Genomic DNA, 24,243 nt, shown 5'->3' on the forward strand with positions numbered 1-24,243 from the left:
CGCGAGCCGGCCCCGGGCAGCCGCTCTCGCGGGCCGGTCGGCCTGGCTCGTCATGATCGGCCCCCCTCCGATCGCGACGGAGCATACCAACGGTGATCACTCGGTCGCACACGAGTTCCCAGGGGAGGGCACGCGAATTCGTTCATGCGTTCGAGATCTGGCAGGATGGAGGACATGGCGATGGAACGCGAAGCCCCGGGCGACCTGCTGCGGGCCAAGGAGCTGGCGTACGACCCGGGCGGTTTCACCTGCTCGCCGCCGGTGCCCGAGGCGGAGAGCGCCGACTACGGGGCGTGCGGGTTCACCCTGGACGGCCTCGCGGTCAGGTTCCGTACGGCCAGGACGACCCCGACCAAGGCCGGCCAGTTCGTCACGGTGTGGAAGAGGTCCCCGGGCGGGCCGATCCAGCCCTTCGACGCCGCGGATCCCGTCGACCTGTTCGTCATCAGCGCCTGTGAGGGCGAGGACTTCGGGCAGTTCGTGTTCCCGCGGGAGGTGCTGCGCGAGCGGAACATCGTCTCGACGGACGGCTCCGGCGGAAAGCGGGCCTTCCGCGTCTACCCGCCCTGGGTGAGCACCACCAGCCGTCAGGCCCGCGCCACGCAGGCCTGGCAGGTGGAGTACTTCCTGCGGCTGTCCGGCGACGAGCCGGTCGACATGTCCCGTGCGTACGCGCTGTACCACCCCGGGGCGGGCCGCCCCTGACGGCTTAATGCGTTGCCGCGGGCTGCCGGGCCGGGCGAGCATCCGGTGCATGGAAAAGCCCGCCGAAAGCATCCGTTCGGACCACGTCGACCTGCGCCGGTGGCGCGCCGGCGATCTCGACGCCCTGGAGCGGGCGATCCACGAGTCACGGGACCATCTCGTGCCGTGGTTGCCCTGGGCCGCCGACCCCGGCAGAGCGCAGACCGCCGAATACCTGGCCAGGAGCCACGAGAAGTGGGAGACCGGGCAGGACTTCAGCTACGCGATCACCTCGGACGCCGAAGTGATCGGCAGCTGCAGCCTCATGCGCCGCATCGGAGCGGGCGGCCTGGAGATCGGCTACTGGATCCACCCCGCCCGGACCGGACGGGGCCTGGTCACCATGGCCGTCGCGGGCCTCGTCGACGCGGGGTTCCGACTGGACGGCATCGACCACATCGAGATCCACCACGACGCGGCGAACCGCGCCAGCGGGGCCGTCGCCCGGCGCTCGGGATTCACCGAGGTCGAGCGCGTACCGGCACCCGAAGGACCGCTCACGCCCGGCGAGTCGGGGACCGACGTCATCTGGCGGATGACGGCGGACCGGTGGAGGGCGAGGAGCGCGGGGACCGCCGCCGCCCCCCGGGAGGGCTGAGCGGCGGACCGGGCCGGACGGAACTCACCCGTCCGGCCCAGTCCGCCGGACTTCAACGGGGCGGACCCAGCACCTCCTCGGCACCGGGCAGGTCGTGGACGGAGACCCCCCGCCCGGTCAGCGGCAACAGCCCCGCCAGCGGGCACGACACGGGCATCTCGTGGTCGACCTCCCACTGCCCGACCTTGTTGCCGCCCGTGTGGTCCGTCGTGCAGACGGCGTACAGGTGGCCGGCGCACCCCCGGCAGAGCAGGGGCTGGTGGCCCTTCACGGTCGCCCCGCCGGGCGCGGCGGGCGCGCCGGGCTCGGCGTGCCGCGTCCGCCGGGCGCTTGTACCGTCGGTCGCGACAGGGGTCCCCCGGATCCGACAGGACCCCACAGGCCGGTTCGCGCACGCGGAACACGTCCCGTCGGCGCGCCGAGCCACCCGTGTGCCGCCCGCGTCGATGCCGAGCCGGTCAGCCCCTCGCGACGCGACAGGGCGCACGCGCAGCCCCCGTGAGAGAGGCCGTGCCGATGTCGAACGATGTTCCGATAGCGAGCCTGCTGCGTGTGGAGAGGGGCGTCGCCGCCCCGGAGGAACTGGCCGCGATCGCGGTCGTCGTCGCTTGTTACGCGAACCGGACCTCCCCCGACCGTGACCGTGACCGCGGCGCGACGGGCGGCGCCGGGAAGGGGCCCGGCGGCGGCTCCGGCCGCCGCCGTGCCGTCCACCCCGACACCGGCTGCTGGGCAGGCTGCTGGACCTGCCGCTGAACCCCGTCCGCCGGCCGCGCGCACGGCCGGCGGACGGGGGCAGTGGGTGGTCACGCCCGGCGCAGCACCGTCGAGAGAACCTCGCGCAAGGCCGCCGCGGGATCGGCCGCGGCGCCTTCCGAGCGCCAGGCCACGAACCCGTCCGGGCGTACGAGCACGGCCCCGTCGGCGCCGAGCCGGTGGACCTCGGTCCAGGGGGCGCCGCCCTGCGGGACCAGGTCCGCACCCGGCCCGGAGCCGATCGTGTACGCGTCGAGCCGCACCCCCAGCTGCCGGGCCACCTGTTCCGCGGCCGCCTGCCACGGCGTACCCGCGCCGCTGAGCAGCACGAAGGAACGCTCGTACAGGTCCAGGGTGGAGATCCGCTCACCGGCCCGGGTCAGCCACAGGTGCGGAGCCCGGGTGCCGGTGTCGCCCATCGCCTGCAGCGTCTCCGGGATGACGGGCCGGTCCGGGTCGCCGCCGACGAGCGCGCCCTGCGTGTAGCAGTAGGCCATCGCCGTGGTGAGGACGCCGCTGCCCGGCCCGCCGCCCATGGTGGGCGGGGGCGCGTACCCCGGGTGGCTGTGTTCGGCCGAACGGGCCGACGCCCGCTCGCTCGTGGCCCTGGCCACCGGAAGCCGCTCGGCCTGGTAGGTGTCCAGCAGCCCGATGCCCGCCGAACCGTTCAGCACCGCGGCGATCTTCCACGCCAGGTTGTGCGCGTCCTGGATGCCCGTGTTGGAGCCGAAGGCCCCGGTGGGCGACATCTCGTGGGCGGCGTCCCCGGCCAGGAACACCCGTCCGGACGAATACCGCTCGGCCACCCGTTCGGCCGCGTGCCACGGCGCCTTGCCGCCGATCTCCACGTCCAGATCGGGTACGCCGACCGCCTCGCGGATCTGGTCCACACACCGCTCGTCGGTGAAGTCCTCCAGGGTTTCGCCCTGGTCGGGGTGCCAGGGGGCGTGGAAGACCCACTGGGTGTCGTTGTCCACCGGCAGCAGCGCCCCGTCGGCACCCGGGCGCATCAGGTAGCAGACGATGAAGCGCAGGTCGCCCAGCACCTTCACCAGCCGCTCCGAGCGGAAGGTGACGCTCACGTTGTGGAACAGCTCGCCGTTGCCCGTCTGGGGGATCCGCAGCTGCTCGCGGACGGGGCTGCGCGGCCCGTCCGCCGCGATCAGGAAGTCCGCGCGCACCGTGATGTGCTCGCCCGTCGTGCGGTCCTTCACCACGGCGTTCACCCCGGTGGAGTCCTGGTCGAAGCTCATCAGCTCATTGCCGAAGCGGATGTCGGCGCCCTGCGCCCGGCTCTGCTCGGCCAGCACCGGCTCGATGTTGTTCTGGCTGCACAGGCACCACTGCGTCGGGCTGAAGCGCGCCAGTGCGCCGGACGGGTCGATGGACTTGATGAGCCAGTTGTGGTCGGCGGCGTCGGTCAGCGAGTACGCCTGCAGAATGCCCTGAATGCCCTCCAGTACGGACGCCGCCCGGCGGATCGCGCTCTCCGCCCCTGCCGTGCGGTACAGCTCCATCGTCCGGGCGTTGATGCCACGGCCGCGCGGGTGCGGGGAGGTACCCGAGTGCTTCTCGACCAGCAGGTGCCTCACTCCGTGGCGGCTCAGGAACAGCGAGGTGGACAGGCCCACGAGAGAGCCGCCCACGACGAGAACCGGTACGCGAACATCGGCGTTGTCTTCCATCAGCTGCGGGCTCCTGTTTTCTGTGTGGGGGAGTGGACTCTTTATGCCCCCGATCCGGGATGAGGCCCAGTTGATTCGCCGGTTGTCACCCGCTTGATCCCGACATGTAGCGGTACGCCCCTACCCGGATGACGATGAGCGACAGCGGCTCCCCCCGGACGCGCCGGCCTGTCCCTGCCCGGTGAGGCGGCCGCCGGCCCGGGCGGACGCCACCGGTGACGGACGAGGGGTCCGTACGCGATGGATCTCCACCCCCTCATGAAGGAGTGAGTAGATGACAACCACCCTGTCCGAACGGGTGTCGCAGTCAGCCTTCGACGGCTCCATGCTCCGGGTCGTCCTTCTGATGGACCTCCACGAGGGGACCCAGCAGCGGTTCTTCGAGGCGTACGAAAAGCTCCGCAACGACATCGCGTCGGTCCCGGGCCACATCAGCGACCAGCTGTGCCAGTCCTTCGAGAACCCCTCGCAGTGGCTCATCACCAGCGAGTGGGAGAGCGCCCCGCAGTACCTCGCCTGGGTCAACAGCGAGTACCACGCCGAACAGGTACGCCCGCTCGGCGCGTGCGCGCGGTCCATGCGCCCGCTCAAGTTCACCGTGCTGCGCGAGACCGGCCGCGGCTACGACCAGGCGTCCCGCCCCTCCACGGCACGCCTGCAGCCCACGCCCCGCCTGGGCGCCGGCATCGTGCGCCACGCCCTGACCTTCACGGTCAAGCCGGGCAGCGAGAAGGACGTCGCGGCCATCCTCTCCAGCTACGCCTCCCCGGCGGCCCGCGTCGACGACCACACCCGCCTGTGCCGCACCTCGCTGTTCATGCACGGCAACCGGGTGGTGCGCACGGTCGAGGTACAGGGCGACCTGATGGCAGCCCTGCGGCACGTCTCGGAACAGCCCGAGGTGCGCGCCGTCGAGGAGGCCATCAACCCCTACCTCGAACAGGACCGCGACCTCGGCGACCCGGAATCGGCCCGCATGTTCTTCATGCGCGCCGCCGTCCCGGCCGTCCACCACATCGCCGCCCCGGAGCCCGAGTCCGCCGAGGTGCAGCGGCACGCGATCTACTACCCGGCGAAGCCCGGCTGCGGCCAGGCGCTCGCCAGGTTCCTCGCCCGCCAGGACGAGGCGGCCGCGCACCGGCCCACGAGCCCCGTTCGGAGCAGCAGCATCTTCCAGCGCGACGACATCGTCGTCCGGCTGATCGACGTGCGCGGCCCGCTGGAGGCCGACCCCGAGACCGTCTACGGCGTCTCGGGCCCCCGCAAGGCCGCGGTGCTCGACCGCCTGACGGTCGCGCCCGGCGGGCGGGCCCGCTCCACGCACCACACCATGAACCTCATCACCGACCGCCGGGCACCCGCGCAGTCCTGATCCCCCGGGGCCGTCAGGCCCCACCCCACCCCCGACCCCCCACCCCGATCTCCGTCGAGGCTCTCCCCACACGCCAGGAGGCACCCACCATGACCCAACAGCGCCCACGCATCGTGGACCTGAGCGAGACGCCGCCCAACCGCCGCCGCGGTGGCGACCTGAGGGCCGTACTCACCCCGACCTCGGTGGGTTCGACCAGCGGCTTCATGGGCCTGGCCATCATGGCCCCCGGAGAGTCCATCGCCGAGCACTACCACCCGTACTCCGAGGAGTTCGTGTACGTGGTCAGCGGCCGGCTGGAGGTCGACCTCGACGGGGAGCCCCACCCCCTGCGCACCGACCAGGGGCTGCTCGTCCCCCTGAACACCCGGCACCGCTTCCGCAACGTCGGCGACACCGAGGCGCGCATGGTCTTCCACCTCGGACCCCTCGCCCCGCGCCCCGAGCTGGGACACGTGGACACCGAACAGGCGCCGAACCCGGAGGGAACCGCATGGGAGCAGCCGCCGGACCGTACAGGAGCGGTCTCGTGACCCGCCGGCGGGTGGCCGTCACCGGAGTGGGCGTCGTCGCGCCCGGTGGTATCGGCGTCCGCGACTTCTGGGACCTGCTGGCCAACGGCCGTACGGCGACGCGCGCCATCAGCCTCTTCGACCCGAAGGGCTTCCGCTCCCGGATAGCCGCGGAGGTCGACTTCGACCCCGCCGCCCACGGCCTCGACGACGAGGAGGCGGCCCGCGCGGACCGGTACATCCAGTTCGCCCTGGTCGCCGCCCGCGAGGCGGTGCGCGACGCCGGACTCGACCTCACCTCGGACGAGGCCTGGCGCACCGGTGTCTCCCTCGGCACCGCCGTCGGCGGCACCACCCGTCTGGAGCACGACTACGTCGCCGTCAGCCAGTCCGGCTCCTGGTGGGACGTGGACCACAAACTGGCCGGCCCGCACCTGCACCGGGCGTTCACGCCGGCCACCCTCGCCTCCGCCGTCGCGGAGCAGACGGGAGCACGCGGTCCCGTCCAGACCGTCTCCACCGGCTGCACCTCCGGACTCGACGCCATCGGGTACGCCGTGCACGCCATCGCGGAGGGCCGGATGGACGTGTGCATCGCCGGAGCCTCGGACTCGCCGATATCGCCGATCACCGTGGCCTGCTTCGACGCCATCAAGGCGACCTCGCCGAACAACGACGACCCGGCCCACGCCTCCCGTCCGTTCGACGCCGACCGGGACGGGTTCGTCCTCGGCGAGGGCGGCGCCGTCCTCGTCCTCGAAGAGCTGGAACACGCCCGCGCCCGCGGTGCGACCGTCTACTGCGAGATCGGCGGCTACGCCACCTTCGGCAACGCCCACCACATGACCGGGCTGACCACCGAGGGCCTGGAGATGGCCCGCGCCATCGAAACCGCCCTCGCCCAGGCCGGGATCGCCGCCGACGAGATCGACTACGTCAACGCGCACGGCTCCGGCACCAAGCAGAACGACCGCCACGAGACCGCGGCGGTCAAGAAGGTCCTGGGCGACCACGCCTACAAGACGCCGATGACCTCCATCAAGTCCATGGTGGGGCACTCCCTCGGCGCCATCGGGGCCATCGAACTCGCGGCCTGCGTCCTCGCCATGGTCCACCAGGTGGTGCCGCCGACCGCCAACTACGAGACGCCCGACCCCGAATGCGACCTGGACTACGTGCCCAAGGTCGCCCGGGACCGGAAACTGCGCAGCGTGCTCTCCGTGGGCAGCGGCTTCGGCGGCTTCCAGTCCGCCGTGGTCATGACCCGGCCGAAGGAGGTGGTCTCGTGACCAGCCGTACGGTCATCACGGGCATCGGGGTCGTCGCGCCCAACGGCGTCGGCGCCGACGCCTTCTGGAAGGCGACCCAGTCCGGCGTCAGCGTCCTGGACCGCGTCACCAGGTCGGGCTGCGAACACCTGCCGCTGCGCGTCGCGGGCGAGGTCCGGGGCTTCGACCCGGGATCCCTGGTCGAGGACAAGTTCCTCGTCCAGACCGACCGGTTCACCCACCACGCCCTCGCCGCGGCCGACCTCGCCCTGGAGGACGCCCGGCTCGGCCGGGCCGACTACGAGGACGACCCGTTCTCCTTCGGCGTCGTCACCGCGGCCGGCTCGGGCGGCGGCGAGTTCGGCCAGCGCGAACTGCAGCACCTCTGGGAGCAGGGGCCGCGGTTCGTCGGCCCGTACCAGTCCATCGCCTGGTTCTACGCCGCGAGCACCGGCCAGATCTCCATCCGCCGCGGGCTGAAGGGGCCCTGCGGGGTCGTCTGCAGCGACGAGGCGGGCGGGCTCGACGCCTTCGCGCACGCCGACCGGGCGATCCACCGGGGCAGCCGGGCCATGCTGGTCGGAGCGACGGAGGCGCCCCTCGCGCCGTACTCCATCGTCTGCCAGCTGGAGTACGAGGGACTGAGCCTGCGGGACGACCCGGAGCGCGCCTACCGGCCGTTCACCGACCAGGCCTGCGGCTACGTCCCCGCGGAGGGCGGCGCGATGTTCGTCGTCGAGGACGCGGACGAGGCCCGCCGCCGCGGCGCCACCGTACGCGCGGTGGTGGCCGGGCACGCCGCGACCTTCAGCGGCACCCGCCGGCCCGACCCGGCGGGCGAGGGACTGGCCCACGCGGTCCGCGGCGCCCTCCGGGAGGCCGGCTGCGCCCCCGAGGACGTCGACGTGGTCTTCGCCGACGCCCTCGGGACCCCGGAGGCGGACGCCGCCGAAGCGGCCGCGATCCTCCGCGCCCTGGGCGACCACGGACGGAAGGTGCCGGTCACGGCGCCCAAGTCCGGTACCGGCCGGGCCTACTGCGCGGCTCCCGCGCTCGACACCGCCGCCGCGGTCCTGGCCCTGGAGCACGGCGTCGTCCCGCCGACCCCGAACGTCTACGACGTGTGCCACGACCTCGACGTGGTGACGGGCAGCGCCCGGCCGGCGGAACTGCGCACCGCGCTCGTGCTCAGCCGCGGGCGGATGGGATCCAACTCCGCGCTCGTCGTCCGCAAGGGCTCCCCGGCGGACTCCTAGTCCGCCGGACCCGAGCGGTCCCCACAGGAAGGGAGCACACACATGTCCGACCGACTGACCGTGGAGGAACTGGCGGCCCTGATGAAGACCGCCGGCATCACCGTCGACCCCACCGACATGGCGAGCCGTCCGGACTCCTCCTTCGACGAGTACGGCCTCGACTCGCTGGGCCTGCTCGGCATCGTCGGTGAGCTGGAGAACCGGCGCGGACGGGCCCTGCCCACCGACGCCGACCGCTGCAAGACCCCCGGGGAATTCCTCGACCTCGTCAACCACAGCCTGATGACCGGAGCCTGACATGCCAGGACACACCGAGAACGAGATCACCGTCAACGCGCCCGTGGCGCTCGTGTGGGAGATGACCAACGATCTCCCCAGCTGGCCGCAGCTGTTCAGCGAGTACTCCTCGCTGGAGATCCTAGAGCAGGAGGGCGACACCACCACCTTCCGCCTGACCATGCACCCCGACGAGAACGGCACGGTGTGGAGCTGGGTCTCGGAACGCACCGTCGACCGCCAGGGCCTCACGGTCCGCGCCCGGCGCGTGGAGACGGGCCCCTTCGCCCACATGGACATCCACTGGCAGTACTTCGAGGTGCCCGGCGGCACCCGGATGAAGTGGACCCAGGACTTCGCGATGAAGCCCGAGGCACCCGTGGACGACGCCTGGATGACCGACAACATCAACCGCAACTCCCCGATCCAGATGGCGCTCATCCGCGACAAGATCGAGCAGCGCGAACGCGAGGGCCGTGCCCCGGCCGCCGGCCGTCACTGAAACGAGAGGCAAGCAGTCGGATGAACGACACGCACCGCGCTCTGATCGTCGCCCGCATGGCGCCGGGATCGGGCCCCGACATCGCCGAGCTCTTCGCGGACTCGGACGCGGGTGAACTGCCGCGCCTGGTAGGGGTCACACGCCGGAGCCTCTTCCAGTTCGGCGACGTCTACATGCACTTCATCGAGGCGGACCGGCCGCCCGGCCCGGCCATCGCCAAGGTCACCGAACACCCGGAGTTCCGGATGCTGAGCGAGCGCCTCACGGCGTACGTCAGCCCCCACGACCCGGACACCTGGCGCAGCCCGAAGGACGCCATGGCCCACGAGTTCTACCGCTGGGAGAACCCCGGCGCGAAGTGACCCGGCGGCCCGGACGGGACCCGCACACCGGCGTGTGCGGGTCCCGCCGCGCGTGGGCCCGCCACGGGGAGGGGCGGAGCGGCACAGCGGCCGGGCAGCACAGCGGTCGAGCGGCGCAGCAGCCGAGCGGCAGAGCAGTCGCGCAGCGCAGACGCAGAGGAGCAGGAGACGGCATGAACCCGACCGACACCGACCACTTCCCGGCGGATCCCGGCCGCCCGCACGACGGCGAGCACCCGCGCACCTCGCTGCGCGTGCTCGTGCTGTCCGGATCCTCCCGCACCGGCTCGGTCAACGTCCGGCTCGCGGCCCTCGTCGCCGCGATGGTGCGCGAGGCCGGGGCCGTCCCGGAATCCGTCACGCTCCGCGACTTCCCCATGCCGCACTACGACGGAGACGCCGAGGCCGGCGAGGGGCTGCCGGAGGGCGCCCTGGCGCTGTGCCGGCGGATCGAGGCCGCGCAGGCACTGATCATCGCCTCGCCCGAGTACAACGCCTCCGTGCCGGGAGTCCTGAAGAACGCCGTCGACTGGGTCTCCCGCTACCGTCCGCAGCCCTTCAAGGACAAGCAGACCCTGCTGGTCTCGGCCTCGCCCTCGATGGTCGGCGGCAACCGCGGACTGTGGGCCCTGCGCGTCCCCCTCGAACACCTCGGCGCCCGCGTGTACCCCGACATGTTCAGCCTGGCGGGCGCCCACCACGCCTTCACCGAGGAGGGCGCCCTGACCGACCCGGACCTCGGCGAGCGGCTCGGCGCGACGATCGGCTCCTTCCTCGACCTCGTCGAGGCGGACACCCGCTACCTGTGCCTGCAGCGCCGCTGGTACGAGTTCCTGGGCGACCGCACCGACGCCGCGGTGACCTCCCGCGCCCAGGACTGATCATCATCGGCCACGGGGGGTGAGCTATGTTTGGCGCGAGTGACGTGAGAAGGAGGCCCTCCGGTGTCATCGGGGCAGCAGGCACGCGCACAAGCGGCTGCGATCACGCCGAGCGGTCAGCCGGCCACGGAGGTCCGCCCTCCGGCCGACCGGCTCCTCGCGCTCTTCGACGGCCGCCGCCTGTCCCCGGGCCAGCGGCGCATCGCCCAGTACCTGATCGACCACCTCACCGAGGCCGCGTTCCTGTCGATCACCGAGCTCGCCGAGCGGGTGGGCGTCAGCCAGCCCTCCGTGACCCGGTTCGCGTCCTCCCTCGGCTTCAGCGGCTACCCCGCCCTGCGCGACGTGCTCCAGCCGATCGCGCTGAGCGCGGTGGCCGGCGCCCCGGACACCCGCGAGCAGATCCGCCGCAACGAACTCCAGGCGGCCGTCGACGCGGAGATCGAGAACCTGGAGAACGTGCGCCGGCTGCTCGCCGACACCAACCAGGTGCTGGACATCGGGCGTGAGCTGGCCGCCTCGGTGCCGCTGACGATCCTCGGGCTGCGCATCTCGGTCTCCCTGGCGGAGTACTTCGCCTACGCGGCCCGCCGCATCCACCCCGACGTGCGCCTGGTGACCCGCGGCGGCAGCGTCGCCTTCGACGCGCTGCTGCAGTCCCGGGCGGCCGGCGGGACCTGGGTGCTGGCGTTCGCCATGCCGCGGCACGCCAAGGAGACCCTGTCCGCCGTCCGGGCGGCCCGCAGCACGGGGCTGCGCGTGGTCCTGATCACGGATCCCACCCTCGGGCCCCTGGTCGACGAGGCCGACGTGGCCCTGACGGCGGCGACCGGTTCCCGCCTGGTGTTCGACTCCTACGCGGCGCCAGGGATGCTCTCGGCGGCCCTGCTGCAGGCGATGGCGGACGCGGATCCGGAGCGGACCCAGGCCCGCCTGGAGGACTACGAGCACGTGGCCGACCAGCACGGCTTCTTCCTGTAGACGTTCTTTAGGCCCTCCGCGCCGACTTCACCAGGCGATATTCAGCCTTCGAAGTGCATGAAATTTTTCATACGCTTGCTTACTCGACGGTATATATGTTTACTGACGACGGCGCTCCTGATCCACCAAGATGCCAAGGAGGACGACCCCACGTCCTCTCGAACGCACCGCGGTACGACGAACCTCCTCCTCACGTCGCGACCGCGGGCGAGTCCAGGCTTTCGGATCCCGCAGAGCGCCCATGGCGGCCTCGGTCAACCCCTGGGCCGAGGCCGCCCCTCAGAACGTCTCGACAGAACGTCTCGATCAGAGCTTCGACACCCCTCGGAAGTGACGAGAATGCCCCAGACGGCCACGGTTACGCTCAGCCCGGACTGGCCCCTGCAGGTCAAGGCGCCCGGTACGCACGACTGGGAGCGCACGGCCACGCGCTGGCTGCGGGACCTCCTCCCGGCCCGCTACGGCGGCTACCTGACGCTGACCCGTCACCACGCGCTCCTCGCCCGGCACGTCCAGCTCCAGCTCCAGCACGAGATGCGCGCGGTGCGGGCGGCCCTGCAGACCAGCCGCGCCGAACTGCCCATGATGGGCATAGCCGAGTCGGTCATCGAGAACTCGATCAGGATGTACGCCCTGGAGCTGGAGCAGCTGGGCCGCCTCGCCCGCGGCGCGCGGCTCGTCTCGGACGCGCTCCTGGTGGGCACCCCCGCCCAGCGCCGGCGCTGACCGGCGGCCGCGGAACGGCAACGGCAGCAAGGGCAGCGACAGCAGCAACGGCAGCAACGGCAGCAACGGTCCCTCAGGACGGCTGCCACGAACGCAGCCGGGCGGCGACGTCGAAGACGCTGACGCGCAGCATCCGGATGTCGGTGATGAGGTCGCGCCACTGCTCGTAGGAGGCTTCCACCGCCTTCCCGGAGGCCTCGATGTAGGCGACGGCCACCCCGTAGGCGAAGTACTCGTTCGAGGTGGGCAGCGGCCGGAGCAGCACGATCGCGTCGAGCAGGGCGGCCGCGCGCCAGTAGGCGTCGGGGTCGTCCACCTCCAGGCTGGGCGTGTTGACCCGGTGCCGGGCCACGGCGGCGACCAGGGCGGAGTGGTCGGCCACCTCCACGTCCTTGAACAGCGCCTCCTGCCGCTCCAGCAGCCAGCGGTGATCGATGTGCAGTTCCACGCGTCCGAGTATCCCCGCCCCCACCCCGCCCGCGGGGCGTTTCGGCCCGGGCCGCCCCTGTCCGCCTCAGGCGACGACACGTGTTTCTTCCGCACCGTACGGCGCCCCGCGAGATCCGACCGCGCAGAGGTGTTCCGCCGAGGGACTTTGCCTCCTACGGTCTGTGCAGCACAGTTCCGGGACCAGGAGGCAGCGTGAAGCGCGAGATCGGCATGGACATCGACGAGCTGGTGACGGCGATGCGGGCGGTCGACGAGGCGGGGCGGCTCTTCGAGGAGGCGCTCGCGGTCTACGAGTCGCGCGGCCTGAAGCGCACCAGCGACGACTTCAAGGTGGCGGGCGGCTCGGTCCAGACGCTCCAGGGGGCCGAGGAGATGGCCCTGGGCACCCGGAAGTTCCTCGCCGAGCTCGCGCTGATCCTCGGCTTCGCGACGGCGGGCGTCGAGGACCGCGTGGCCGCCCGGCCGGCGGTCGCCCGGGCCGGATTCACCGGCATCAGCGGCGGCGGCGCCCGGATGGCGCGCCCGCTGCTGGACCCGACGCAGCGCGGACTGCGCCTGCTGCTCGGCGTCGACTTCTTCGAGCCCGCCTTCAAGGCCGAGATCGAGGAGGTCCTCCGGGCCGAGAGGGCGACCTACCCCGACCCCGCCACGTTCCGCATCCGCGCGTCGGCCGACGCCGCCGCCTCCGTCGGCCGAACGCGCTGACCCCCGGGATGCCGGACCGGTCCGGCCCGGCGAGGCTGGGGGTATGCGCCACGCACCCGTCGTCGTACACCGGATCCTCTCCTCGGGAGGCCGGCAGGTCACCCTGCGGACCGCGGAGCGGGAGGAGCCGCTCGGCCTGGCGCGCTCGGACGAGGACCTCATCGAGTTCCTGCGGCGGGCCGGCATGCCGGACCCCGACGACGTCGTCCTCGGCGCCTCCGCACTGGTGGAGTGGGAGTCGGACACCCCGCACGCCTACGAGGCGGACCCGCCGACCGAGGACCTCCCCTGAGCCTGTCTCCCCGGGACCCCTGGTGCCTACACTCCCTGCGGGCAGTGGAGACGATCACCCGGAGGGGGAGCAGTGGGCGAGCGCCGGTGGAGCCTGGAGGAACACATCGTGGTGGACGCCGCCCCCGCGGACGTCCACCGCGCGATCGCGGACCTTCGGAACATGGGCCGCTGGAGCCCCGAATGCCGACGGGTGTGGGTGCCGCGCCCGCCGGCCCGCCCCGGCAGCCGCTTCGTGGGACTCAATAGGCGTGGCCCCTTCGTCTGGTTCACGGTGGGCCGGATCAGGGTGCTGCGCGCCCCCGCGGCACCGGACGGAGCCGGTGAATTCACCTTCGACGTCGGTGTCTTCGGGCTCCCCATCGCCCGGTGGGGCTACCGCTGCGAGGCGGAGGGCGCCGGTACCCGCGTCACGGAGACCTGGCAGGACCTGCGCACCGGCCGCGGCTCCCGGCTGACCGAGCTGCTCGGCACGGTGTTCGCGGGCACCTCACCGCAACGCCGCATCGAGGTCAACCGGGCCGGCATGCGGACCACCCTGGCCCGTCTCGCGGCCGGCTGGGACCGGAGCGCGGTCTGAGAGGGCCGTCAGGACGCGATGTCCTTCAGAGGGCGGCCGAACTGCTCGTCCAGGACGGACAGCCGGCGCCAGTACTCGTCCTCGTCGATCTCACCGGAGGCGAAGCGCCGCCCCAGGATCGCGATGGGGGAGCGCTCGCCGTGCGCAGTACCGCGTTCCTGCCAGGGTCCTCCGCGCCCGCGGCCGCGCCACACGGTGCGGCGCAGCACGCTCACGACGCCGACGACCACCGCCGCCCAGACCAGCGGGACGAACAGGATCCACGGGCCGGGCCCGTCGTACGCGAGAGTGGTGAAGGTGTTCATCCGGGGTCATCTCCTCATCGGGAAGGGCCGTTTCGCCTTGGTTCGAGACTGGCCCGTCGGGAGCGCCGGAGCGTCGTACGGCCGGAGGCACCGTGAGTACTCCCGCCGGAGTACCAGGGGGTGCGGCGTCAGCCCAGCCAGCCGGGACGCACCAGCCCGGACTCGTAGGCCAGGACGACCAGCTGGGCGCGGTCCCGGGCGCCGAGCTTGACCATGGCCCGGCTCACGTGCGTCTTCGCGGTGAGCGGGCTGACCACCAGGCGGCGGGCGATCTCGTCATTGGACAGACCCATGCCCACCAGGGCCATCACCTCGCGCTCGCGCTCGGTGAGCCGATCCAGCCCCGCCGCCGCGGCCGGGTGCCGGGAGCGGGCGGCGAACTCGCCGATCAGGCGCCGGGTGACGCCCGGAGACAGCAGGGCGTCACCCTTCACCACCACCCGGACCGCCCTTAGCAGCTCCTCCGGCTCGGTGTCCTTCACCAGGAACCCGCAGGCCCCGGCCCGGATCGCCTCGAAGACGTACTCGTCGAGCTCGAACGTGGTCAGCATGACGACCCGCACCTCCCCGAGTGCCTCGTCCTCGGTGATCCTGCGGGTCGCGGCGAGCCCGTCCAGGACCGGCATCCGGATGTCCATCAGCACGACGTCGGGCCGCAGGTGCCGCACCAGCCGAGCGGCCTCCTCGCCGTCTCCGGCCTCGCCCGCCACCTCGATGTCGGGCTGCGCGTCCAGCAGGGCCCGGAACCCGGCCCGCACGAGCAGCTGGTCGTCGGCGAGCACCACGCGGATCACAGGGCCTCCCCGGGAGCGGTGGACCGCAGCGGGAGGGTGGCCGTCACCCGGAAGCCGCCGTCGGGGCGCGGGCCGGCCTCCACGGTGCCGCCGAGGGCCGCCGCCCGCTCGCGCATGCCGACGAGACCGCTGCCGCTGCCGTCCGAGGCACCGCCGGCGGCCGGGCCGTCGTCGTCCACGCACAGCTCCAGCAGGCCGGGCCGCCGGCTGATGCGGATCCGGGCGGTACGGGCAGCGGAGTGCCGCACGACGTTCGTCAGCGCCTCCTGGAGGATGCGGAAGGCGGCCAGATCCACCCCGGGCGGGAGCGCCGGGGCCTCGCCCTCGGCCGTCACCTCCACGCGGAGCCCGGCCGCGCCCGCCTGCTCGACGAGCTCGGGGAGCCGGTCGAGCCCCGGCGCGGGCGTCCGGGGTGCCTCGCCGGGGGAGCGCAGGGTGTCGAGAACCTGCCGGACCTCGCCCAGCGCCTCCTTGCTGGCCTCCTTGATGATGGACAGCGCGCTGCGGGCCTGTTCGGGATCGGAGTCGAGCAGCGCGAGCCCGACACCGGCCTGCACATTGATCACCGAGATGCTGTGGGCGAGGACGTCGTGCAGTTCGCGGGCGATCCGCAGCCGCTCCCCGTCCACCCGGCGCTTCGCGGCCGCGGCCCGCTCGGAGCGCTCACGGGCCCATTGCTCCCGGCGTACGCGGACCAGCTCGGCGACGGCGAGCACCGCGAGCACCCATGCGGTGACGCCCACTTCCTGCGCCCAGGGCGTCGGGCCGTCCCCGTCGGGCGGGAGCCACCGGTAGAGCCAGTGCCCGATGAGCAGGTGCCCGGCCCAGAGCAGGCCGACGGCTCCCCAGGCGGCCCGGCGCCGACCGGCGACGACGGCGGCGAAACAGGCCAGGGCGAGGCTGAGGAAGACGGGGCCGTAGGGATAGCCGCAGGCCACATAGACCAGGGTGACCACGCTGACGCCATAGGCCACGGCCGCCGGATACCGGTGCCGCACCACGAGCAGGGCGGGCCCGACGAGGAGCAGGAGCCGGGCGAAGCCGTCGAGGGCCACCCGCCCGCTCTGGGCGTGGGCGGCCCATCCTGCGCCGATCTGTGTGAACACCGCGACGAGCAGCGCGGAGCGCCAGGCCGGGCCCCGCCCGGCCCGCTCCACCCATCGCCGCCACGGGGGACCCGGGCGTTCGCGCAGCTCGTCCATGCCGCCACGCTATGCCGACCCCGCCGTCACCCGCGTCACCCCGGCGTAGCGTTTCCGGCGTACTCCCCGCGTAGTACCCGTATGACATCGCCCGGGATCACCGGGCACGGCCCTGCGGGTTCAGGTCCGTGCCCGCAGGAGGAACCGGATGTTCCGCCCCTCGCGCCGACCGGTTGGAGTACTGACGTACATTGTCCGTCCGGGCCCGCCGGGCCCGGACGGACGAACAGCGCGAGTGTGGGCGGGAGTGGCCAGGACATGGCACGACGCGGACGTGACGGGGCGGACTTCGGAGTCACCTCCGTCGAGCCCGCCGTCCCGGGTCACGAGATGGCCGCGGCCGCCGACGAGGGGCACCTCGCGCCGGGTTGGCTGCGACTGGGCCGCGACGGCCGGCTGACCGCCTACGCGAGCTGCGCCGAGGGCCTGGTGCGCTGGACCGAGTCGGCGCCCGGCTCGGACGTCTGGCACGGACCCGAACTCTTCCCCGTGGAGGGGTGGGCCGGCCGGTTCACCCTCGCCCAGGACGCGGGCGGTTTCGTCTGGTTCGCCGGAACCCGCCACCGGGAGGGCGCGCCGAACGGCCGCGAGCTGGTCGTCGCCGCCCAGTACCAGACCGGCCGCCCGCTCGGAGAATGGCGTTCCGTGGGCAACCCGTTCCCGGAGAAGGAGGAGGAGCCCCAGCCTCCGCCGGGGGACCCGATCGTGCTGCCCGACGGCGCGGGCGCGCTCCACGTCCTCGCCACGCGGTTCGGCATCGGCGTCCGGGGCCGGACGCGGCGCGCGGACGGCATGTGGGGCAATTGGCAGGACTATCAGGGCAAATGGGTCCGAGGCTCCATCGCTCCGCTCGTCACGGCCCAGGGGCGCGCCGAGTTCCTCGCGCCGTTCCGGGGCGGGGCCGCGTACTGGGGCCAGGGCGGCCCGGCGGCGGATTTCGCATGGCTCGGCCGCCTGGAGGCCGACGCGGTCGAGGGGACCCACGCCTCCTACGAGACGAGTCCCGGCTGCGGCACTTATTTCTGGCGCCACCCCGCGGACGGGGGTGTCGTCGCCTACCGCCCCCGGACGCACGCCGGGGCCCCGAGCGTGCTCATGCCGCTGGGCGGCGCCGGAGGTGTCGGCCCCGTCGGTGTCACCCGCGCCCGGATCAACGGCTACGACTGCACGGTGCTGCTCCAGCGAGGGGCGGACGGGCACCCCGAAATCGCCGCATACCCTACGGAGGGTGAGCAGTACGGCACGTGGTGGGCGCCGGTCGGCGAGCGGTGCGCGGGGCTGCCCGCCGTCGCCCGTGACGCGCGTGGCGCCGTCACGATCGCGATGCTCGACACGGACGGCGGACTGCGGATCGCCCGGCAGGACCTGACGGACGCGGGCCTCTCCTTCGGGCCCTGGTGCCGCGTGGGGTGACCCACCTCACCGCACGCACGGGCGCTCCGGTGCCGGAATGACTCCCGCCGCATAGGCTGCCCCGACCGGTGGGTAGTTGACGCGTCCAGCACGGGTCGGATGTCCTCGATCGTTCGCTTGCGTGAAGGTTTGAGCGCCTTGCGCGCTTGTGAATAGTTGCTCGGCGTTGAACAGTTGGCCTACGCTGCGCACACCCTGTGAAGGTCGTATAAGTGTGCGGTCACAGGCCGTGGGGAGGGTCGAGCGTGCGGGGAGCGGTGGTGGCCGGATTCAGGGGCGGGTCTGGCGGTCCGCCGCAGCAACTCCCGGTACGCCGTGAGAAGTGTGTCTATCGAGGAGTTTGCTGAGTGGCAGGTATGCCCCGCCTGAGCGTCGTCGTGCCCTTCCAGGACGTCGAGATCTACCTCCAGGAGTGCCTGGAATCGATAGCCAGGCAGACGTTCCGCGACCTTGAGGTGATCATGGTCGACGACGGCTCGACCGACTCCTCGACCGCGATCGCAGCCGACTTCGCCCGCCGTGACCCCCGCTTCCGGCTCCTGCGCCAGGAACCGATGGGACCCGGCCATGCCCGGAACGTCGGCATCCGCGCCGCCCACCCCCAGGCGGAGTTCCTCGCGTTCGTCGACGGCGACGACGTCATACCCGAATACGCCTACGAGTTGCTCGTGCAGACCCTCGAAGCCTCCGGCTCCGACTTCGTCTCCGGCAACGTGCAGATGATGAACTCCACCAAGAGGTGGCAGTCCCCGCTCCACAAGGCGCCCATGCGGGCCAGCAAGCGCGGCACGCACATCACCCGGCTGCCCGACCTCATCTACGACCGCACGGTCTGGAACAAGCTGTTCCGGCGGTCGTTCTGGGACTACCACTACATCGCCTTCCCCGAAGGCGTCATGTACGAGGACTCCTGGGTCAACATGTTCGCCCACTTCCGCGCCGCCAAGGTCGACATCCTCACGGACATCGTCTACTTCTGGCGCCGGCGCGAGGGCGGAGCCGCACCCTCCATCACCCAGCGGCACACCGAGTTCAGCAACCTCCAGGACCGCGTCTCCGCCGTCCAGTCGGTCAGCCGCTTCCTCGCCGGACACCGGGCCCGGTCCTACTCCGACCACAAGCGCAAGTACGACCTCGCCTGCCTGAAGTCCGACCTGATGCTGCATCTGAAGGTGCTCCCCGACGCGGACGAGGACTACCGCGAGGCCTTCATGCGGTGGGCGAACGAGTTCCTCGACGAGGCCGACGCCGACATCATCCACGAGCTTCCCGCCGACGCCCGCGTCAAGTGGCTGCTCGTGCGCGAGGGCCGGCTCAAGGAACTGCTCGACGTCGTCGAGTTCGAGCGCAAGGGCGGGCCCATGCCCGTCCAGCGGCGCTTCCACCGCTACCTCAAGTACCCCTACCTCGGCGACCGTTCGATAGGTCTCGACAAGAGCGCCTACAAGCTGGACAAGGAACTCTCCCTGCACGGCTCGCTGTCCGGCGCGCAGTGGGACGACACGGACCACCTGACGCTGGAAGGCTCCGCGTACGTCCGCTTCATCAACGTGCACAAGCGGCACATGTCCATGAAGGCCATCGCCCTGCGGAACAAGAAGCAGGGCCGGGTCGTCGTCGCCGTGGCGAAGACGACGTACTACCCGCAGGCGACCGAGTACTCGAACCAGAACCGGTACTGCTACGACTGGTCCGGCTTCCAGGTCCGCTTCGACGCCTCGCGCCTCAAGCGCAAGGGGGAGTGGGTCGAGGGGACCTGGGACGTGGCGGCGGGAGTCCTCAGCCGCGGGCTGTTCCGCTACAAGGGCATAGCCCGCGGCGGTGCCGGCAGCGCCGCCAACCCGCCCTACCGCTACGTCGAGAAGAACACCCGCGTCGTACCCCTCTTCCTGCAGGGCAAGCTCAAGCTGCGTGTGGAGAGGGTCCGTTGCCGCATCACCCGGCACCGTCTCGTCGGTGACCACCTCGAACTCGGCGGTGTCTACCTCGGCCCCAAGCTCCCCGAGTGGGGCAAGTTCCGCGTCACCAGCATGACCGGCGCGGGCCGCCACGACGCGTGGGTCCACTTCAAGCCCGGGGGCGAGGGATGGTTCACCTTCGTCACCCGGATCCCGGCCAAGGCACTGGTGCCCGGCCACCGTACGAACTCCTCGGACGGCGTCCCGGAGTCCTGGAACACCGGCGCCAACGGCTGGAAGACCACCTTCCACGTCGAGGGCCGCAAGGCCGCCATCTACCCCGTCATGGCGGAGGACGCCACCGACGGCCACTACCGGATGCCGGCGGGCCTGCAGACCGAGGGCGGGGACCGCGAGGTCTTCGTGCACCGCAACGGCTCCGGCTACGTCGTGCTGTTCGAGCGCGACACGCTGCCGCTGGCCAAGTCCGCGACCTGGCGCCAGGACGGCTCGCTCGAAGTCGTCGTCGGCTACGCCGGGCAGGACAGGCTCGACGCGTCCGAGTACGCCACGGCGCACGTCGTCGTCCGCTCCCGTGCGCACGGTGCCGAGCGCGTCGTCCCCATCACCTGGCACGGGGACGACTTCAGCTTCGTCGTCACCCCTGCGGCGATGCGCACGCTGGCCGGCGACATACCGCTCGCCGCCGGCCGGTGGGACTTCTTCCTGCGCCGCCAGGACCCCTCCGCCGTCAAGGCGGAGGAGCGCTCCGGCGACCTCATGGTCAAGATGACGCAGGACATGATCCCCACCCTGCCCCGCGACATGGCCAGCGACGAACGGCGCTACGAACTCCAGTCGGAGGCCTACGACCGGCTCTCGCTCCTCGTCCACTCGGCGATGCCGGACGAGGCCCGCGGCCCCTACCGGCAGAAGCTGATGCGCACGAAGGCCTACCCCGACGCCCGGCGCAAGCCGGTCACCGCCGCCGTGCTCTTCGACGCCTTCAAGGGCACCCAGTACTCCGACAGCCCGCGGGCCCTCCACGAGGAGATGGTCCGCCGCGGCACGGACCTGGAGCACCTGTGGGTGGTGCGCGACGACCAGGTCGCGGTCCCGCCCACCGCCCGCCCCGTCCGCATGTGGTCCCCCGACTGGTACGAGGCCATGGGCCGGGCGAAGTACATCGTCGCCAACAACCACCTGCCCGACTGGTTCCAAAAGCGCGACGGACAGGTCGTCGTGCAGACCTGGCACGGCACTCCGCTCAAGCGCATCGGCCACGACATCGAGGCCGTGCACTTCGCCGACAAGCGGTACCTGGAGCGCGTGGAGAAGGAGGTGCAGAACTGGGACATGCTGGTGTCCCCGAACAGCTTCAGCACCCCGATCCTCAAGCGGGCCTTCCAGTTCCCGGGCGAAATGGTCCAGAGCGGCTACCCGCGCAACGACATCCTGCGCCGCGCGGAGCCGGGACGCGCCGCCGACGTACGCCGCCGCATCGGCCTGCCGCCGGGCAAGAAGGTCGTCATGTACGCGCCCACCTGGCGCGACGACCAGTTCTACGCACCCGGCAAGTACAAGCTCGACTTCCGCATCGACCTCGACGACGCCCGGGCGCGGCTCGGCCACGACCACGTGCTGCTCGTGCGGCGCCACCCCAACGTGGTGGACCCGGTGCCGGGCGCCGGCGACGGCTTCGTCTTCGACGTGTCCGACTACCCCGACATGGCGGACCTGTCCCTCATCGCCGACGTGATGATCACGGACTACTCCTCCCTGATGTTCGACTTCGTCAACACCGGGCGGCCGATCCTGTTCTTCACCTACGACCTGGACCACTACCGGGACACCCTGCGCGGCTTCTACTTCGACTTCGAGCAGTCCGCGCCGGGCCCGCTGGTCTACACGTCCCCCGAACTGATCGGGGCGATCCGCAACATCGACCGCATCCAGCACGGCTACGCCGCCCGCTACCGCTGGTTCCAGCAGGAGTTCTGCGACCTCGACGACGGCTACGCATCGGCCCGGCTGGCCGACCGCATCCTGATCGCCGGAGGGGACCTCGACCCCGCGCGGGCCCAGGCACCGGCGGCCGGAACGGCAGGTGGCCGTCCGCCGGTGAATCCGGGCCGGCCGGCCCAGGCAGGTCCGTGGAACGGGGGCACGCTGGGTCAGGTGCCGCGCCAGCCCGTGAGAAGAATGGATTCCGAGCATGTCTAAGGCAGCCCAGAACGCGCGCCGCGTCTTCACCGGCGTGGATTCTTCCGGGGCCGTGCCCATCGAGTACCGGTTCTCCCACGCGCGCAACGGCAACCGCCACCTGGTCGTCGTCTTCGCGAACTTCACCGCGCCCGGGGAGTACGGCTGGTCGAACGGCGTGCTGGACAAGGTCCGGTCGAACATCCTCTGGATCCGCGACCTGTTCGACGGCGCGAACACCTACTACCTGTGCAAGGGGATGGACTTCTCCCTGGAGCAGTCCGTCGCGGGACTCATCTCCCGCGTGATGGGTGCACTGTCCCTCACACCGGACGAAGTGACCATGTTCGGCAGCTCCAAGGGCGGTAGCGCGGCACTGTTCTTCGGGCTGAAGTACGGCTTCAGGAACATCGTGGCCAGCGTGCCCCAGTTCCTGATCGGCACCTACGTCAGAGAGGGCATTCCCGGCGCGGCCAAGGTGATGATGGGCGAGGTGACGGAGCAGAACGTGGCCACGCTCGACGCGGTCCTTCCCGAACTCGTGCGCAGCGGTGCGAACCGCGCCGCCAACATCTACGTGATCACGTCCCCCCAGGACGAGCAGTACAAACGACAGATAGAACCCTTCATCGGGCTCTTCCAGGGGCGCGAGAACTTCAACTTCGTCTACAACGACTCGTCCCTGATCACCGACCACGGCAAGGTCACCCTGCGCAACCTGCCCACCATCATGGGTCTGTTGAACCTCCTCGTGGACGGGATCACCCCGCGCTTCGGCATGGTCCGCAACGGCTTCGAACAGCCCGAGCGGGACAGCTCGGCCATCGACGCCTTCCTCACGCAGACCTCCCAGGTGAAGGGCGACTCCTTCCCCAGGCCCGTCGTCCTCACCCCGGCGCAGGACGAGCGGGTGCCCGCGAACACGGTCCGATTCACCGGAACCGCCCTCGGCGCCGTGCGGGTCAGCTTCTGGCAGGACGGCAAGTACCAGGGTGCCGCGCCCGTCGCCGCCGACGGCAGCTGGATCTGGGAGCGCACCAGCCCCTGGGCCAAGGGCCGGCACGTCATCAGGCTGTTCGGCGCCGACGCGAACAACTACCAGACCGAGCGGACCGAGGTGGTCTTCACCGCCGTGGAGAACGCCTCGGAGCCCCTGCCGGAATACGCACCGGCGCCCGCGCCGCCGCCGCGTCCGGCTCAGCGCCTCGTGCTGACGGTGACCGCTCCGGCGGCCCACCAGCAGGTGCCCGGACCCGTCGTCGGTTTCGCCGGCTACGCCCCCGGAGCGGTCCGTGTGGACTTCCAGGAGGGCGGTGTGGGCCTGGGGACGTGCGACGTGCGCACCGACGGGAGCTGGGTGTGGGAGCCCGGCTGGGCCTGGAACGAGGGCGAGCACTTCGTCGAGGCCATCGCTGTCGACGCGGTCGGCAACGCCTCCCCGTGGACCGGCGTCCCCTTCACAACGGCGGGTGCCTACCAGGCACCCGCCCAGGGCGGCTACTTCAACGTGAGGTACTGACCTCCGGCGCGGCCGACGTCGGGGCCGGCCGGCTCACCCGCATGACCAGGGGCCGGTGGTCGGACGCCTTGGTGTCCACCACCTCGCAGCCGGTGCGGGGGAGCGCGGTGAACAGGTAGTCGATCTTCGAGCCGTTCGTCTGGGTCGGGCGTCCCTTCCGGGATTCGCCCTTCTGGTCGCACTCGCGGTACGTGGTGTACGCCTCCGACGGCCAGATCCAGGCGGAGGTGTTCGCCCGGCCCACCGGCGGAGGGGAGTTGAAGTCCCCGCCGACGACCGTGCTCGGGTCGGTCGAGGCGGCCGCGAAGAGCGAGCCGAGCTGGTCGTCGCGGAAGTCCCAGTCCGGGTGCTCGTCGTCGCTCTCCCGCAGCGAGAGGTGCGCGTTGCACACCCGCAGTCCCTGGGCCGGGACGCGGGCGCACAGGATGCCGCGGTGCAGTCCCACCGTCGGCTGCTCGGTCGGGATCACCTCCACGTCCGTCAGCCGGGAGGCGGCCAGCAGGGCGAAGCCGGCCCGGCCGCGCCCCTGTCCGGTGCAGTCGACGGCGGAACGCGTGCCCGCCGGGTCCACCTCGGCGTACGGCTCGAAGACCGACTGCCATTCCGGGCCCAGCCGCAGGGCCGAGGACGACAGGTCCTCGGAACACACCTCCTGGAGCAGCAGCACGCGGACGCCGGAGTCGCCGATCAGATCGCGCAGCTGCTGGAACTTGTCCTTCGGGGTGCCCGTGCGCTCACAGCTCCACTGTTGCACCCCGCACATGTTCCAGGTCGCGACGGTGACGTCGTCCGGCTTCGCCTGACCGAGGCCGGCGCCCGCGACCGAGGCCGGCGTCCGGCCGGACGTACAGGCGACCGCCGTCAGCAGGCCGAGGGCCGTCGCCGCGCGGCCGAACCGGCGGCGGAACGACCGCCACCCGGCCTCCTTCTGTATCTGCATTCCGACATCATTGGGTATCCGCCGG

Annotated in this window: 26 protein-coding genes; 19 read left to right on the forward strand and 7 right to left on the reverse strand. The window is 71.8% G+C overall.

Annotated elements, in window-relative coordinates; all coding sequences use genetic code 11:
• The first annotated feature begins 174 nt into the window (after positions 1-174).
• Positions 175-705 carry a MepB family protein gene (locus AB0O53_RS18830; RefSeq protein WP_350993434.1) on the forward strand — a complete coding sequence of 177 codons (531 nt, stop codon included), beginning with the start codon at positions 175-177 and terminating at the stop codon, positions 703-705.
• Between the two features lie 49 nt (positions 706-754).
• On the forward strand, positions 755-1,342 hold the full coding sequence (locus AB0O53_RS18835; RefSeq protein WP_365196834.1) for a GNAT family N-acetyltransferase: 588 nt from the start codon (positions 755-757) through the stop codon (positions 1,340-1,342).
• Between the two features lie 52 nt (positions 1,343-1,394).
• Here AB0O53_RS18835 and AB0O53_RS18840 read toward each other — a convergent pair whose 3' ends face one another.
• Entirely contained in the window at positions 1,395-1,613 is a 219-nt protein-coding gene (locus AB0O53_RS18840; protein ID WP_030818030.1) for a hypothetical protein, read from the reverse strand.
• A 245-nt stretch (positions 1,614-1,858) separates the two neighbouring features.
• Between AB0O53_RS18840 and AB0O53_RS18845 the strand changes: the two genes are divergently transcribed.
• On the forward strand, positions 1,859-2,098 hold the full coding sequence (locus AB0O53_RS18845) for an acyl-CoA carboxylase epsilon subunit (protein ID WP_350993430.1): 240 nt from the start codon (positions 1,859-1,861) through the stop codon (positions 2,096-2,098).
• A gap of 50 nt (positions 2,099-2,148) precedes the next feature.
• Here AB0O53_RS18845 and AB0O53_RS18850 read toward each other — a convergent pair whose 3' ends face one another.
• Positions 2,149-3,783, reverse strand: a complete 1,635-nt coding sequence (locus tag AB0O53_RS18850; protein WP_350993428.1) for an FAD-dependent oxidoreductase — start codon at positions 3,781-3,783, stop codon at positions 2,149-2,151.
• A gap of 274 nt (positions 3,784-4,057) precedes the next feature.
• Between AB0O53_RS18850 and AB0O53_RS18855 the strand changes: the two genes are divergently transcribed.
• The 10 genes from AB0O53_RS18855 to AB0O53_RS18900 all read left to right on the forward strand — a co-directional run bounded on the left by AB0O53_RS18855 (position 4,058) and on the right by AB0O53_RS18900 (position 11,919).
• Positions 4,058-5,155 (forward strand): SchA/CurD-like domain-containing protein, encoded by a 1,098-nt coding sequence (locus AB0O53_RS18855; protein ID WP_350993426.1) that lies wholly within the window; start codon positions 4,058-4,060, stop codon positions 5,153-5,155.
• Positions 5,156-5,244: 89 nt separating this feature from the next.
• Positions 5,245-5,688: a cupin domain-containing protein gene (locus AB0O53_RS18860; RefSeq protein ID WP_030965476.1), complete on the forward strand. Its 444-nt coding sequence runs from the start codon at positions 5,245-5,247 to the stop codon at positions 5,686-5,688.
• Positions 5,685-6,956: a beta-ketoacyl-[acyl-carrier-protein] synthase family protein gene (locus AB0O53_RS18865; RefSeq protein ID WP_350993424.1), complete on the forward strand. Its 1,272-nt coding sequence runs from the start codon at positions 5,685-5,687 to the stop codon at positions 6,954-6,956. The genes AB0O53_RS18860 and AB0O53_RS18865 overlap by 4 nt, the downstream gene beginning before the upstream one ends.
• Positions 6,953-8,191, forward strand: a complete 1,239-nt coding sequence (locus AB0O53_RS18870) for a beta-ketoacyl synthase N-terminal-like domain-containing protein (RefSeq protein ID WP_350993422.1) — start codon at positions 6,953-6,955, stop codon at positions 8,189-8,191. Before AB0O53_RS18865 ends, AB0O53_RS18870 begins: the two co-directional genes overlap by 4 nt.
• 42 nt (positions 8,192-8,233) lie before the next feature.
• The gene (locus AB0O53_RS18875; protein WP_350993420.1) at positions 8,234-8,488 is read left to right on the forward strand and encodes an acyl carrier protein; all 255 of its coding nucleotides are present in this window, start codon (positions 8,234-8,236) and stop codon (positions 8,486-8,488) included.
• Between the two features lies 1 nt (position 8,489).
• Entirely contained in the window at positions 8,490-8,969 is a 480-nt protein-coding gene (locus AB0O53_RS18880) for an SRPBCC family protein (protein ID WP_350993418.1), read from the forward strand.
• Between the two features lie 20 nt (positions 8,970-8,989).
• Positions 8,990-9,331 carry a TcmI family type II polyketide cyclase gene (locus tag AB0O53_RS18885; RefSeq protein WP_350993416.1) on the forward strand — a complete coding sequence of 114 codons (342 nt, stop codon included), beginning with the start codon at positions 8,990-8,992 and terminating at the stop codon, positions 9,329-9,331.
• A gap of 173 nt (positions 9,332-9,504) precedes the next feature.
• Positions 9,505-10,212, forward strand: a complete 708-nt coding sequence (locus AB0O53_RS18890; protein ID WP_365196843.1) for an NADPH-dependent FMN reductase — start codon at positions 9,505-9,507, stop codon at positions 10,210-10,212.
• A 63-nt stretch (positions 10,213-10,275) separates the two neighbouring features.
• On the forward strand, positions 10,276-11,193 hold the full coding sequence (locus AB0O53_RS18895; protein ID WP_350993412.1) for a MurR/RpiR family transcriptional regulator: 918 nt from the start codon (positions 10,276-10,278) through the stop codon (positions 11,191-11,193).
• Positions 11,194-11,532: 339 nt separating this feature from the next.
• Entirely contained in the window at positions 11,533-11,919 is a 387-nt protein-coding gene (locus AB0O53_RS18900) for a hypothetical protein (protein WP_350993410.1), read from the forward strand.
• 73 nt (positions 11,920-11,992) lie between these two features.
• On the opposite strand, the gene AB0O53_RS18905 is transcribed toward AB0O53_RS18900, so the two are convergent.
• On the reverse strand, positions 11,993-12,367 hold the full coding sequence (locus AB0O53_RS18905; RefSeq protein ID WP_350993408.1) for a toxin Doc: 375 nt from the start codon (positions 12,365-12,367) through the stop codon (positions 11,993-11,995).
• A gap of 194 nt (positions 12,368-12,561) precedes the next feature.
• Between AB0O53_RS18905 and AB0O53_RS18910 the strand changes: the two genes are divergently transcribed.
• The 3 genes from AB0O53_RS18910 (at position 12,562) to AB0O53_RS18920 (ending at position 13,945) form a co-directional block, all read left to right on the forward strand.
• Positions 12,562-13,074: a hypothetical protein gene (locus AB0O53_RS18910; RefSeq protein ID WP_350993406.1), complete on the forward strand. Its 513-nt coding sequence runs from the start codon at positions 12,562-12,564 to the stop codon at positions 13,072-13,074.
• A 43-nt stretch (positions 13,075-13,117) separates the two neighbouring features.
• Positions 13,118-13,366, forward strand: a complete 249-nt coding sequence (locus AB0O53_RS18915) for a hypothetical protein (RefSeq protein WP_350993404.1) — start codon at positions 13,118-13,120, stop codon at positions 13,364-13,366.
• Positions 13,367-13,438: 72 nt separating this feature from the next.
• Positions 13,439-13,945 (forward strand): SRPBCC family protein, encoded by a 507-nt coding sequence (locus AB0O53_RS18920; protein ID WP_365196847.1) that lies wholly within the window; start codon positions 13,439-13,441, stop codon positions 13,943-13,945.
• Positions 13,946-13,953: 8 nt separating this feature from the next.
• Here the strand turns inward: AB0O53_RS18920 and AB0O53_RS18925 are convergent, their stop codons facing one another.
• From AB0O53_RS18925 to AB0O53_RS18935, 3 genes are all read right to left on the reverse strand, one after another.
• A complete protein-coding gene (locus tag AB0O53_RS18925; RefSeq protein WP_350993400.1) occupies positions 13,954-14,250 on the reverse strand; it encodes an SHOCT domain-containing protein in 297 nt (98 codons plus the stop codon).
• A gap of 128 nt (positions 14,251-14,378) precedes the next feature.
• Entirely contained in the window at positions 14,379-15,044 is a 666-nt protein-coding gene (locus AB0O53_RS18930; protein ID WP_350993398.1) for a response regulator, read from the reverse strand.
• Positions 15,041-16,246: a sensor histidine kinase gene (locus AB0O53_RS18935; protein WP_365196852.1), complete on the reverse strand. Its 1,206-nt coding sequence runs from the start codon at positions 16,244-16,246 to the stop codon at positions 15,041-15,043. The genes AB0O53_RS18930 and AB0O53_RS18935 overlap by 4 nt, the downstream gene beginning before the upstream one ends.
• Before the next feature lie 258 nt (positions 16,247-16,504).
• Here AB0O53_RS18935 and AB0O53_RS18940 point away from each other — a divergent pair, with 258 nt between their 5' ends.
• The 3 genes from AB0O53_RS18940 (at position 16,505) to AB0O53_RS18950 (ending at position 23,278) form a co-directional block, all read left to right on the forward strand.
• Entirely contained in the window at positions 16,505-17,659 is a 1,155-nt protein-coding gene (locus tag AB0O53_RS18940; RefSeq protein ID WP_350993394.1) for a hypothetical protein, read from the forward strand.
• A gap of 356 nt (positions 17,660-18,015) precedes the next feature.
• Positions 18,016-21,780, forward strand: coding sequence for a bifunctional glycosyltransferase/CDP-glycerol:glycerophosphate glycerophosphotransferase (locus AB0O53_RS18945; protein WP_350993753.1), 3,765 nt, complete (start codon positions 18,016-18,018; stop codon positions 21,778-21,780).
• The gene (locus tag AB0O53_RS18950; RefSeq protein WP_350993392.1) at positions 21,773-23,278 is read left to right on the forward strand and encodes an Ig-like domain-containing protein; all 1,506 of its coding nucleotides are present in this window, start codon (positions 21,773-21,775) and stop codon (positions 23,276-23,278) included. Before AB0O53_RS18945 ends, AB0O53_RS18950 begins: the two co-directional genes overlap by 8 nt.
• Here the strand turns inward: AB0O53_RS18950 and AB0O53_RS18955 are convergent.
• Positions 23,262-24,218, reverse strand: a complete 957-nt coding sequence (locus AB0O53_RS18955) for an endonuclease/exonuclease/phosphatase family protein (RefSeq protein ID WP_350993390.1) — start codon at positions 24,216-24,218, stop codon at positions 23,262-23,264. The genes AB0O53_RS18950 and AB0O53_RS18955 overlap by 17 nt on opposite strands.
• Positions 24,219-24,243 lie beyond the last annotated feature (25 nt).

The organism is Streptomyces erythrochromogenes, from assembly GCF_040684695.1.
In the GTDB taxonomy this organism is placed as follows: Bacteria; Actinomycetota; Actinomycetes; order Streptomycetales; family Streptomycetaceae; genus Streptomyces; species Streptomyces erythrochromogenes_C.

Bases quoted from the DNA above. Each gene is read 5' to 3' on its own strand.
- AB0O53_RS18830 (WP_350993434.1), top strand. From the start codon at position 175: ATGGCGATGGAACGCGAAGCCCCGGGCGACCTGCTGCGGGCCAAGGAG.
- AB0O53_RS18835 (WP_365196834.1), top strand. From the start codon at position 755: ATGGAAAAGCCCGCCGAAAGCATCCGTTCGGACCACGTCGACCTGCGC.
- AB0O53_RS18845 (WP_350993430.1), top strand. From the start codon at position 1,859: ATGTCGAACGATGTTCCGATAGCGAGCCTGCTGCGTGTGGAGAGGGGC.
- AB0O53_RS18850 (WP_350993428.1), bottom strand. From the start codon at position 3,783: ATGGAAGACAACGCCGATGTTCGCGTACCGGTTCTCGTCGTGGGCGGC.
- AB0O53_RS18855 (WP_350993426.1), top strand. From the start codon at position 4,058: ATGACAACCACCCTGTCCGAACGGGTGTCGCAGTCAGCCTTCGACGGC.
- AB0O53_RS18860 (WP_030965476.1), top strand. From the start codon at position 5,245: ATGACCCAACAGCGCCCACGCATCGTGGACCTGAGCGAGACGCCGCCC.
- AB0O53_RS18875 (WP_350993420.1), top strand. From the start codon at position 8,234: ATGTCCGACCGACTGACCGTGGAGGAACTGGCGGCCCTGATGAAGACC.
- AB0O53_RS18880 (WP_350993418.1), top strand. From the start codon at position 8,490: ATGCCAGGACACACCGAGAACGAGATCACCGTCAACGCGCCCGTGGCG.
- AB0O53_RS18885 (WP_350993416.1), top strand. From the start codon at position 8,990: ATGAACGACACGCACCGCGCTCTGATCGTCGCCCGCATGGCGCCGGGA.
- AB0O53_RS18890 (WP_365196843.1), top strand. From the start codon at position 9,505: ATGAACCCGACCGACACCGACCACTTCCCGGCGGATCCCGGCCGCCCG.
- AB0O53_RS18900 (WP_350993410.1), top strand. From the start codon at position 11,533: ATGCCCCAGACGGCCACGGTTACGCTCAGCCCGGACTGGCCCCTGCAG.
- AB0O53_RS18915 (WP_350993404.1), top strand. From the start codon at position 13,118: ATGCGCCACGCACCCGTCGTCGTACACCGGATCCTCTCCTCGGGAGGC.
- AB0O53_RS18925 (WP_350993400.1), bottom strand. From the start codon at position 14,250: ATGAACACCTTCACCACTCTCGCGTACGACGGGCCCGGCCCGTGGATC.
- AB0O53_RS18935 (WP_365196852.1), bottom strand. From the start codon at position 16,246: ATGGACGAGCTGCGCGAACGCCCGGGTCCCCCGTGGCGGCGATGGGTG.
- AB0O53_RS18940 (WP_350993394.1), top strand. From the start codon at position 16,505: ATGGCACGACGCGGACGTGACGGGGCGGACTTCGGAGTCACCTCCGTC.
- AB0O53_RS18945 (WP_350993753.1), top strand. From the start codon at position 18,016: ATGCCCCGCCTGAGCGTCGTCGTGCCCTTCCAGGACGTCGAGATCTAC.
- AB0O53_RS18950 (WP_350993392.1), top strand. From the start codon at position 21,773: ATGTCTAAGGCAGCCCAGAACGCGCGCCGCGTCTTCACCGGCGTGGAT.
- AB0O53_RS18955 (WP_350993390.1), bottom strand. From the start codon at position 24,218: ATGCAGATACAGAAGGAGGCCGGGTGGCGGTCGTTCCGCCGCCGGTTC.